We start from the raw sequence: 11,221 nt of genomic DNA on the forward strand, positions 1-11,221 counted from the left end.
GAAAACTACAAGGGCAAAAACATATGCCCTAAGTGCTTCGAAGAAATAAAAAACCGTCCATAAGACAAAAAAAACCCTCGTTTCATTAATATGAAGCGGGGGCTTTTGCTTGCTGAAAAATGGCGAGTTCTATTCTTTTTTTTCTAATCCGCTTTCTTTCTATTCTTTGAGGCTTTAGCAATCGGCGTTGCGGCTTTTTTCAGTATGCCGACATTTTTTATAATTCCCTTTACGGCGTGCACGCTGCTTACTGCTTCGGTTGTTATGCTGTTGATATTTTGCGTGATTTTAGGAATTTCCTGTATGGTTCGGCCTATTTCCGTGCTGTTATCTTCGATGAGCTTGTTGACTCCCTTCACGGTGTCGTTAAGCCTTTTAAAAAGAAGAGCCAGATAAATTAGCATGATGACAAGGCTGCCCCACAAAACGACCATACCCAGGTCTTTTAGACTAATCATTGTATTCATGTGTGAATCACCTCCATTTGTCTTTTTTATTACTTCTATTAAATTAGCGATAATCCTGCAAGCGGGGGCATAAGTTTGCAATTCTTGACAAACAGGCATTTTTTCTATATAGTAATTCCATGAAAATGTTATCAGCTATGAAGGGAAGAGTATGCCTTGAGTCTTTTAAAAGAGAGCCGGATTTGGTGGAAACCGGCAAGGGACGAGATGCTGAATATGGCCCCGGAGCTTTCGGACTGAAGTGAGAGTAGGTCCGGACGGTTTTGCGTCCGTTAGGAGCGCAAGGTGATTATGCATCACCTAAAAGGTTCTTCGGGCAATCGAAGGATGAAGCAGAGTGGTACCGCGAGTCAACGCTCGTCTCTTAGAGACGGGCGTTTAATTTTTTGCATAAAAAAGAGGAGGAAGAAGCATGAGCAGAGGGAAATACTATTTGACGACTCCAATTTACTATCCAAGCGATAAACTTCATATCGGGCATACCTATACAACGGTGGCGGCTGACGCCTTAGCCAGATTCAAGCGCGCTGCGGGCTATGATGTTATGTTCCTTACCGGAACGGACGAACATGGTCAAAAGATTGAAAAGGTTGCGCTAGAAAAAGGGATGCAGCCCAAGGAATATCTGGACGGAATGGTAGAGGATATTAAAAAGCTTTGGGAAACCATGGAAATTTCATACGACCAGTTCATACGTACGACTGACGAAGACCATGAAAGAAGGGTCCAGGCAATAGCACAAAAGCTTTATGACAAGGGAGACATATACAAGGGCCATTACGAGGGCTGGTACTGTACCCCATGCGAGTCATTCTGGACAGAGGCCCAGCTCAATGACGGATGCTGTCCGGACTGCGGAAGGCCCGTTGAGAAAACACAAGAGGAAGCCTACTTCTTCAAGCTGTCAAAATATCAGGACCGACTCCGCGATCTTTTGGCGGGAGGGGAATTCCTTCTTCCCGAGTCCAGGGCAAATGAGATGATAAAAAACTTCATAGAGCCTGGGCTTGACGATTTGTGCATAACCCGCACAAGCTTCGACTGGGGAATAAGGGCGCCGTTTGATGACAAGCACATAATCTATGTTTGGCTTGACGCGCTCAGCAACTATATAACCGCGCTTGGATATCCGGATGATCCGGAGAAATATCAAAAATTCTGGCCGGCAGACGTGCATCTTGTAGGAAAGGAAATCGTTCGTTTCCATACAATAATATGGCCTGCAATGCTTATGGCCCTTGATGAGCCCCTGCCCAAGATGGTATTCGGGCACGGATGGTTGTTGTTTGACGGAGGAAAGATGTCAAAATCCAAGGGCAATGTAGTAGACCCGGTTGTCCTCATTGAAAAATACGGAGTAGACGCTCTCAAATACTTTCTTCTCAGAGAATACAGCTTCGGACATGACGGCAACTTTAACAACGAAGTGCTCCTAAACAGGATTAATTCGGACCTAGCAAACGATCTTGGCAACTTGGTTAGCAGGACGATTGCCATGGTTCTTAAATACAATGGCGGAGTAATTGAATTGCCGAAGGCTGAAACCGAATTCGACGCATCGCTCAAAGAGATTGCCGTTTCCGCGGGAGCGGCCGTTGAAGAGAGAATGGATCGTCTTGATTTTTCAAACGCCCTCGAGGCCATCTGGAAGGTTGTGAGGAGAACAAACAAGTATATTGACGAGACAATGCCATGGACTCTCGCAAAGGACCAAGCGCAGAAGGACAAACTCGACGCGGTTCTTTACAATCTTGTCGAATCAATCCGAATAATATCCGTGATGATAAATCCCTTCATGCCCCATACAGCCGCCAAGATATGGGCGCAGCTCGGGCTTGAAGAAGGAAAATCGACATCATGGGACAGCGCGAGTGAATTCGGAATAACTAAAGAAAAGACCGTAGTCAAAAAAGCAGCCCCTCTTTTCCCAAGAATAGATGTTAAGAAAGAGCTTGAGGCCCTTTCCGCAGAAAATGAAGAAGAGCCTGAAATAGAGCCATACAAGCCTCAGATAACCATCGATGACTTTGAAAAGCTTGACCTTAGGGTTGCGGAGATAGTAAAGGCCGAAAAACACCCGCAGGCCGACAAACTGCTGGTGCTTCAACTTAAGCTTGGCTCTGACAGAAGGCAGATCGTTTCCGGAATAGCCAAGGACTTCACATGCGAGGAACTTGTCGGCAAGAAGATCGTCATAATAGCGAACCTAAAACCGGTCAAGCTCAGAGGCATTGAATCGCGCGGAATGCTTCTGGCTTCTGACGACTTCGAGGGAATGGGACTGGTGACTGTTGATGTGCTTGATGGAAGCCTGGTGAGATAGATGTTTTTTGACTCGCATGCCCATTTGGATTCATCTGCATTCGATGATGACAGAGCCATAGCCATAGCCAGAGCGAAAGATGCAGGCGTTAATCTAATAATGAATCCATCTGTGGATTTGGAAAGCGCCTCAAAAGTTGCCAAGCTTACAAAAGAGTATGAAGCTATTTATGGGGCAGTTGGTATACACCCCCATAATGCCGATGAAGTGGACGACATAACCCTTTCTCTTTTAGAGGGCTTGGCGAGGAAAGAAAAAATAAAGGCCATAGGAGAAATAGGGCTTGACTACCACTACGACTATTCTCCCAGGGATGACCAGAAGGCTTGCTTCATAGAGCATCTGCGAATGGCGGGGCGCCTCGGAATGCCCGTCATAATTCATGATAGGGAAGCCAATGATGATGTAATGAGAATACTAAAGGAAGAGAAAGCCTTTGAGACTGGGGTTTTGCTGCATTGCTATTCTGGAAGCGCGGAAATGGCTAGACAGTATGTGAAGCTGGGAGCTCGTATTTCCATAGCCGGGCCTGTGACATTCAAGAATGCGAGAAAACTGGCCGATGTGGTAAAAATGGTTCCGCTAAATAGGCTTTTAATAGAGACTGATTCCCCGTTTCTTGCGCCGGTGCCGCACCGAGGCAAGCGTAATGAACCCGAATTTGTGCGCTTCGTGGCACAAAGGATTTCACTTATAAAGGAAATAGATATCGAAGAGGTGGCCATTGCCACAACCGGCAACGCAAAGGCCTTTTTCGGCATTTAATTGACACAGTCCCCACTCCGTTGTATAATCTTTCTGACATACGGGAGTGGGGACTTTTCATGGCAAGGAGGATACGCTTATGAGTAAAAGGAATATCATGCTATCGGCGTTTGTCTTGATTATGGCGGCCGCACTGTTTTTTTTGCCGAATTGGGAGAAAACTATAATTGTTTCAGATGGGGGATCCGAAAAGAAATTGGAAACCCGCCTAGAAACTGTTGCGGAAGCTTTAGATGAATACGGGTACGAATTGAAGCCCACGGACGAAATATTTCCGGAGGGGAACGAAAAACTGAAAAATGGAATGACAATAGAAATAAAAAGATCTTTTGCTGTTGTGCTTAAAGACGAGAGCGGAATGAAAGCAGTTTATACGTTAGGACCCTTGGTCGAGGATGTTCTTGTAGAAGAGGGTCTGGCCTTGCGCGGCAATGACAGGGTAGAACCGGCCTTGGATGAACCTGTAGAGAGTGGAGACGCCATATCCGTAACCAGGGTCAGCGAACAGACTGTATTCAGACAGGAGCTTTATCCATACAGTATCGAAACGAGAAAGAATCCCGATTGGGGAACAGATGATAAGGAAATTCTTCAGGAAGGCGTAGACGGTATAAAACTGTTGACCTATGTAGTCACATACGAAAACGGAGTTGCGACTCGTGAAGAAAAGGTGTCGGAGGAAATTGTAACCGAGCCTGTTGCTGAAATCATCGAAAAAGGCGACGGACGGCTTTTGGTTGCATCCAGGGGAGACCTTCGCTTCGAGAAGTCAATGACAATGACATCTACAGCCTACGACCTAAGCGTCGCTAGTTGCGGGAAGACACCGGACCATCCTGAGTACGGAATCACCTACAGCGGAACCAGAGCAAAAAGAGGAACCGTTGCTGTGGATCCGAGGGAAATACCGCTAGGTACAAGGCTTTATATTGAGAGCCTTGACGGAACAAGAAACTACGGATTTGCAGTTGCAGAGGATACGGGAAGCGCAGTCAAGGGAAATATAATAGACCTTTTCATGGAAAGCGAGTCCGATGTGGCAGCCTACGGAAAAAGGAAGGTAAAGGTATATATACTTGAGTGACAAAAGACCCATGATAAAGGAAGCCATAGTGGTTGAAGGCAAGGATGACAGGAGCGCGCTTGTAAAGGCCGTAGACGCCGAGATAATCGAGACCCACGGCTTCGGACTAAGCGTGCAGACGCTCGAAAGAATAAAGACAGCCAAGGAACGGACAGGGGTTATCATATTTACAGATCCGGACAGGGCTGGCGAAAATATTAGGAGAAAAATAGAGAAAACGGTTCCGGGCTGTTCCCATGCATACCTTCCACTTGAAGAGGCCATACGTGGCGACAACATAGGAATAGAAAACGCCAATTCAGAGAGCATAGTCAGGGCGCTTGAAAAAGTTCGTACAAAGAGGCCCCTTCCGAGGACGCTCTTCTCAATGGACGACCTGTCGGATGCAGGTCTTGTTGGCGAAACCGACTCAGCTGAAATGCGAAGCAAATTGGGCATGGAGCTTGGGATAGGATATGGAAACGCCAAGAGGTTGCTTTCAAGATTGAACCACTACGAAATAACAAGAGAAGAATTTGCTATAGCACTTGAGCGTATTTGCGCACAATAAAGGAGAATTGCATGCAGAGAATCTCATCCATAGGCAGAACAAAGGAAATTATCGCAAAATACAAATTCAGATTTTCAAAGAGCCTCGGGCAGAACTTTCTTGTGGACGGAAACACCATAGACAAAATCATCCTTGCGGGCGATGTAGGCCCCGATGACAATGTGTTGGAAGTGGGACCGGGGATAGGGACACTTACCCAAATGCTTTGCGAGGATGCGGGCAAGGTTCTTGCAATTGAAAAAGACTGGGACTTGATACCTATACTTAAAAACGACACACTAAAGGATTATGAAAATCTTACAATTCTCCATGGAGACATTCTTAAGGAAAATCTTAAAGAGATAGTAAGGGATGCCTTTGGAGACAATCCCTTCAAGCTGATTGCCAACCTGCCGTACTACATCACAACACCCATAATAATGAGGTTTCTTGAAGAGGACTTGCCCGTAACCGACATAGTTGTAATGATGCAAAAGGAAGTTGCGGAAAGGGTAGAGGCGGTTCCCGGAACAAAGAGCTACGGTGCGCTTTCGGTTGCGGTTCAATACTATGCCGAGCCGGAAATAATGGGCGTCGTGCCAAAGCATGTATTCATGCCGGCACCCAAGATTGATTCAATAATCTTAAGACTCAGGGTTAGAAAAGAACCACCCGTAATGCTCAAGGACAAAAGCCTCTTTTTCGAAACGGTTAAGGCGTCATTCGCAATGAGGCGCAAGACACTGTATAACACACTGAGAAAAGCCCTTCCGTATGGAGACGATGTTGTATCAAGAGCGATTGAAGGCGCAGGAATAGACCCCAAGCGACGGGGAGAAACCCTTACGATAGATGAATTCGCTACATTATCGAACGAAATATACAAACAGATAAATTAAAACTGAAGAAGCCAGAAAAAGGACATTCCTTTTTCTGGCTTCTTTTCGATACCCACTGCTCTCGCGGTTAAGAATCAGATTGCCGGCTACGCCCTTCTTGCTATTTCGTATGCCCATTGAAAAATGAAAAGCTGCATAATAAAACACACTACTAAAAAATCGTTGAAACGATATACAGTATAAGAAAAGGCAAAAAAAAACATTTCCAAGGAGTAGATGGATAATCAAACAGATGCATATCAAAAGGAGGATTGTTTCATGAATAAATTCAGAGTATCTTTGCAAAAGGGATTGAGCCAGTTGAGAGAATCGTTGATAAATGAAGGATATGAAGTTTGTTATGATGGAGAATGCAAGGTTGAATCCGATGTTACAATTGTTTCGGGAATTGATTCCGCTTATGAAGGAATCGAGAATACGCAATGCATGATCAATTCTTCCGGAGAATCTACAATGCTTCTTATCGATGCAACACATCTTACCCATAACAGGGTATTGGACATGATAAAAAACAACCATTGCGCAAAATAATAAAACAGGCCGTAAGGCCTGTTTTAAAATATAAGGCTCAAAAATATTTGACATGAAGACAGAAAGTAGTAAAATACTAATATGAGAGGAGTGAAAGAATGGAAAAATCAAATAATATATCAATGGTATCAATAAGGCGGCTGCCTAAGTATTATAGATATCTCGAAGAATTGATAGAAAAGGAAATTAGCAAAATATCGTCCAAGGAGCTTGGAACCATCATGGGATTCACAGCATCGCAGATACGGCAGGATCTCAATAACTTCGGAGGCTTCGGGCAGCAGGGCTATGGATACAATGTAAAGGATCTACACGATGCCATAGGTAAAATACTTGGACTCGACAAGGACTACAATGTAATAATAATAGGAGCCGGGAATCTGGGGCAAGCGCTTGCGAACTACAACAATTTTGGAAAAGCCGGATTCAAATGTATTGCCATGTTTGACAAGAATCCAAAGATGATAGGATTGAAAATACGGGATGCAGAGGTTATCGATTCCGATAGGCTGTGTTCATTCCTCAGAGAAACCCATGTGGATATAGCCATTATTGCTACAAATGCAGAGGCGGCGCAACAAGTAACGCTAAATGCTACGGGATGCGGAGTGAAGACAATTTGGAACTTTACGAATACGGACATACAAGTGCCGGATGATGTAATCGTCGAAAATGTGCATCTGATAGAAAGCCTATTTACACTTTCATTCCTTATGAACAACAGATAAACAAAGAAGGCAAACGGACCAAAGGGACAATTTTCCCTAGGGTCTGTTTTTTTTATTTTGTTTTGCTTTGCGCGACAAGGGGTAAATGAAATATATGGTTGACACCTTGCGGATGAGGTGTTATTATATTAACAAAACACCCCGTAGGGGTATGGGTATGGAGGAAACAAATGATTTCAACTAAGGATAGGATTCATGATGTTTTGATGAATGACAAGTCGCTTGAAGAGATTTTCAGAAAAAACGGTATAAGGTGCTACGGTTGAGGCGGTGCTCTTTTCAAAAGCATCGGCGATGCTTGCAATAGATATAATGTTGATGAAAAAATTCTTATAAACGAACTCAATGAAAGAGGTGTAAAATGAGAAAAGAAAAAATTCTTATAATTGGTGGCGTTGCTGCAGGCACAAAAACAGCGGCAAAAATCATGAGAGAGAATCCGGAAGCCGAAGTTGTTATCGTTACGAAGGACGAACATATTTCATATGCCGGTTGCGGGCTGCCCTATTTTATAGGGGGAATAATCGAGGAAGAAAAAGAACTGGTTGTAAAAACTCCCGAGGAATTTACACTGGCAACCGGAGCGGATGTATTCATAAAGCATGAAGCGAAAACAATCGATATGGAGAAAAAAGAAGCCGTTGTTGTTAACTACGAAAATGGCGAGGAAAAGATTTATTCATTCGACAAGCTTGTATTCGCGACGGGGGCATCTCCATTCGTTCCTCCAATAAAAGGGATTGAGCTTGATAATGTATACTCACTCAGAAGAGTTACGGATGCCATCAAAATTAGAAAAGTGGTAGATGACGGGGAAATCCGAGATGCCGTTGTAATAGGAGGCGGATTCATTGGGTTAGAGGTAGCTGAAAACCTCAAGGAAAGAGGAGTAAATGTCAGCATTATTGAGCTGGTACCGCATATTCTTCCCCCATTTGATGAAGAAATGGCTCTCTTGGCGCAGCGTCACATGATAGAAAAGGGCGTAGATATATTCGGCGATGAAAAAGCCGTTGCAATAGAAGGCAAAGAAAAAGTTACAGGCGTGCAGACGGATAAGCGGTCTTTAAAAGCCGATCTTGTAATTGTTTCGGTAGGCGTTAGGCCTAATGTGGCGCTGGCTAAAAGCATAGGCGTAAAGCTTGGAGAAACCGGAGCCATCAAGATAAACGATAGAATGGAAACCAACTTGAAGAATGTATTTGCAGTTGGCGATTGCGCAGAGACAAAAAATTTGATTACCGGAAAGTCCGTATGGTATCCCATGGGTTCGACAGCCAATAAAATGGGACGGATAGCCGGGATAAACATAGGTGGAGACGTTGAAAAGGATAACCTAAAGGGTGTGCTTGGAACAACAGTAGTCAAGCTTTTCGGAGTAAACGCAGCAAAGACCGGATTGTCTGAAAGGGATGCAACTAAGCTGGGATACGAAGTTCAAAGCGTAATTGTGCCTGCAAACGACAGGGCGCATTATTTCCCCGGATACAGAAGAATTGTGACAAAGCTTATTGCCGAGAAAGAATCGGGAAGGCTTTTAGGAGCGCAGATAATCGGAGAGGGAGTTGTCGACAAACCAATCGACATCTTGGCGACGGCCATAACCTTTGGAGCAAAAGTTGAAGACCTTGAAAAATTGGACCTGGCATATGCGCCTCCGTTCTCAAGCGCTATGGCATCAACTATTGTAGCGGCAAATGTTTTAAGGAATGTGTATAAGGGCAAACTCCAAACAATAAATCCAAGGATACTTAAAGATAGACTGGATGAAGTTGTAGTATTGGATGTAAGGGACGAGGCGTCCCATTTCATAAGATCCATACCGGGCTCTGTAAACATATATTCGGCGGAGATACAAATGAAGGCCAATGAGCTGGACAAGACAAAAGAAACCGTTATAGTGTGCAAGATTGGAAAAGAAGCATACCTGACATTGCTTAAACTCAAGGCCATGGGCTTTGAAGATGTAAAAATACTCGAAGGCGGAATGGAAGCATACGCATACGAAACAGAATAACAAGGAGGAAATAAAGTGAGCGAAATCAAATTAAACCTTAAAGGAATGCAATGCCCGGGACCAATCATGGAAGTTTTTAAGGCATCAAAGAAAGCGGAATCAGGAGATGTCATAATTGCAACCGTAAGCGATAGAGGATTTGAAAAGGATATCCAGGCATGGGCAAAGAAAACCGGAAATGAGATACTTGACATGAATGTTTCCGAAACCGAAATCACCGCAAAAATAAAGATGAAATAGGAGGCTGCAATGACAGATAAAAAAACCCTCGTTGTATTCAGTGGAGACATGGACAAGGTTATGGCGAGCCTTATCATAGCAAATGGCGCGGCGGCCATGGGAAGCGAAGTTACAATGTTCTTCACCTTCTGGGGGCTAAACACACTCAGAAAAGCCAAGAAGATAAAAATAAAAAAAGATTTCATGGAAAAAATGTTTGGATTTATGATGCCGCGAGGTCCCGAAAAGATGGGAATATCAAAAATGAATTTCGGAGGCATCGGAGCAAAGATGATGAAAGACATGATGAAGAAAAAGAATGTAAACTCCCTGCCTGAACTTATAGAAAGCGCCCAGATGATGGGTGTCAAGATGATTGCATGCACAATGTCCATGGATGTAATGGGCATAAGGGAAGAGGAACTGATTGACGGAATAGAACTTGGCGGAGTAGCCACATACCTCGGAGAAGCCGAAGAAGGCAATGTAAATCTATTCATATAGGAAAACAAATCGACCGCCAATGGCGGTCGATTTGTTTTATTAAAGGCAGCGGGCAGGGAAAAGCAGTAGAACGTAGCAAGGAAAAGCAAAGAAAGCAAAATCAACAAGTTGGTCAGTTGGTCAGTTGGAAAGTTGGTCAGTTGGAAAGTTGGAAAGTTGGAAAGAAAAAGATTAAGAAAAAAAACAAAAGAATAACACAAAGGCAAATGACGGCGTGTGATTCTGTTCGACGACATTGACCGATCCATAGCTTCGCGTGCCCTATGGGTATTCGAGATTTTGGATGAATCAAAATCGTGAAGAGATCCGCAAAAATACAAGCATGTTTATTTCATGTTTTTATGCAGTTGTTTCTAATCTTTAGTCATTAGCCTATAATCTTTTCTCTTTGCTGCCTACTGCCTACTGCCTACTGCCTGCTGCCCACTATCCACTGCTAACTGCATTTATGCTTTCAACTGTGATATAATTACATATAAATATTTTAAAAGGGAGTGGGATCATGACATCAAGAGCGGAAGCATTTGAATTATTGAAGAAACATGTAGAAAGCAAAAGCCTGCTTAAGCATTCATTTGCAGTAGAAGCTGGAATGAGAGGCTATGCGGCATACTATGGAGAAGATGAGGAAACATGGGGTGCCTGCGGTCTTCTTCATGACATTGACTTTGAAAAATATCCCGACGAGCATCCATTCAGAGGACCGGAAATACTTAAAGAAAATGGATACCCGGAGGACTTTTGCCTTGCAGTTAAGGGTCACGGAGACTCCACAAATACGCCTAGAACGACGAACATGGCAAAGGCTCTCTATGCTGTTGACCAAATGTCAAGCTTCATAGTTGCAGTTGCGCTTATGAGACCCGAAGTTTTCGGAGGCCTAAAGCCTAAGTCCGTAAAGAAAAAACTAAAGACCAAATCCTTTGCAGCTAAGGTTGACCGAGAGGGATTGATTAAGGGCGCTGAGGAATTGGGGATGGATATGACAGAGCACATTCAGATTGTTATCGATGCGCTTGTGAAGCACGAAGCATTTTTGAAAGAGCAGGGATATAGCCTAATAGAATTCTAAAAGGATATCTCCAAGAAATTGTAAAGGATGAGAAGTTTAATGACAAGAACGAAAAAACTTGTTTTCATAGCATTGCTTGTGGC

12 protein-coding genes and 1 other annotated feature are annotated in these 11,221 nt (G+C 43.8%); of the genes, 11 read left to right on the forward strand and 1 reads right to left on the reverse strand.

Annotation, left to right across the window (positions count from 1 at the left end; all coding sequences use genetic code 11):
• Positions 1-143: 143 nt before the first annotated feature.
• Complete coding sequence (locus tag JJE29_07660) at positions 144-467, reverse strand: DUF948 domain-containing protein (protein ID MBK5252490.1); 324 nt, start codon at positions 465-467, stop codon at positions 144-146.
• A 128-nt stretch (positions 468-595) separates the two neighbouring features.
• Positions 596-835 (forward strand) — a binding site (T-box leader).
• 44 nt (positions 836-879) lie between these two features.
• Here JJE29_07660 and metG point away from each other — a divergent pair.
• From metG to JJE29_07715, 11 genes are all read left to right on the forward strand, one after another.
• Positions 880-2,790 carry a methionine--tRNA ligase gene (gene metG, locus JJE29_07665; protein ID MBK5252491.1) on the forward strand — a complete coding sequence of 637 codons (1,911 nt, stop codon included), beginning with the start codon at positions 880-882 and terminating at the stop codon, positions 2,788-2,790.
• Positions 2,791-3,555 carry a TatD family hydrolase gene (locus tag JJE29_07670; protein MBK5252492.1) on the forward strand — a complete coding sequence of 255 codons (765 nt, stop codon included), beginning with the start codon at positions 2,791-2,793 and terminating at the stop codon, positions 3,553-3,555.
• A gap of 79 nt (positions 3,556-3,634) precedes the next feature.
• Complete coding sequence (locus JJE29_07675) at positions 3,635-4,639, forward strand: G5 domain-containing protein (protein MBK5252493.1); 1,005 nt, start codon at positions 3,635-3,637, stop codon at positions 4,637-4,639.
• Positions 4,640-4,649: 10 nt separating this feature from the next.
• On the forward strand, positions 4,650-5,189 hold the full coding sequence (rnmV, locus tag JJE29_07680) for a ribonuclease M5 (GenBank protein ID MBK5252494.1): 540 nt from the start codon (positions 4,650-4,652) through the stop codon (positions 5,187-5,189).
• Between the two features lie 11 nt (positions 5,190-5,200).
• A complete protein-coding gene (rsmA, locus tag JJE29_07685; protein MBK5252495.1) occupies positions 5,201-6,067 on the forward strand; it encodes a 16S rRNA (adenine(1518)-N(6)/adenine(1519)-N(6))-dimethyltransferase RsmA in 867 nt (288 codons plus the stop codon).
• Between the two features lie 258 nt (positions 6,068-6,325).
• Positions 6,326-6,598: a YkuS family protein gene (locus tag JJE29_07690; GenBank protein ID MBK5252496.1), complete on the forward strand. Its 273-nt coding sequence runs from the start codon at positions 6,326-6,328 to the stop codon at positions 6,596-6,598.
• A gap of 98 nt (positions 6,599-6,696) precedes the next feature.
• The gene (locus tag JJE29_07695) at positions 6,697-7,326 is read left to right on the forward strand and encodes a redox-sensing transcriptional repressor Rex (protein MBK5252497.1); all 630 of its coding nucleotides are present in this window, start codon (positions 6,697-6,699) and stop codon (positions 7,324-7,326) included.
• Positions 7,327-7,687: 361 nt separating this feature from the next.
• A complete protein-coding gene (locus JJE29_07700; protein MBK5252498.1) occupies positions 7,688-9,343 on the forward strand; it encodes an FAD-dependent oxidoreductase in 1,656 nt (551 codons plus the stop codon).
• Between the two features lie 15 nt (positions 9,344-9,358).
• Positions 9,359-9,583 (forward strand): sulfurtransferase TusA family protein, encoded by a 225-nt coding sequence (locus JJE29_07705; GenBank protein MBK5252499.1) that lies wholly within the window; start codon positions 9,359-9,361, stop codon positions 9,581-9,583.
• Positions 9,584-9,592: 9 nt separating this feature from the next.
• Positions 9,593-10,066 carry a DsrE/DsrF/DrsH-like family protein gene (locus JJE29_07710; GenBank protein MBK5252500.1) on the forward strand — a complete coding sequence of 158 codons (474 nt, stop codon included), beginning with the start codon at positions 9,593-9,595 and terminating at the stop codon, positions 10,064-10,066.
• A gap of 502 nt (positions 10,067-10,568) precedes the next feature.
• Positions 10,569-11,138 carry an HD domain-containing protein gene (locus JJE29_07715; GenBank protein ID MBK5252501.1) on the forward strand — a complete coding sequence of 190 codons (570 nt, stop codon included), beginning with the start codon at positions 10,569-10,571 and terminating at the stop codon, positions 11,136-11,138.
• The last annotated feature ends 83 nt before the right edge of the window (positions 11,139-11,221 follow it).

The organism is Peptostreptococcaceae bacterium (genome assembly GCA_016649995.1).
Classification (GTDB): domain Bacteria; phylum Bacillota; class Clostridia; order Peptostreptococcales; family BM714; genus BM714.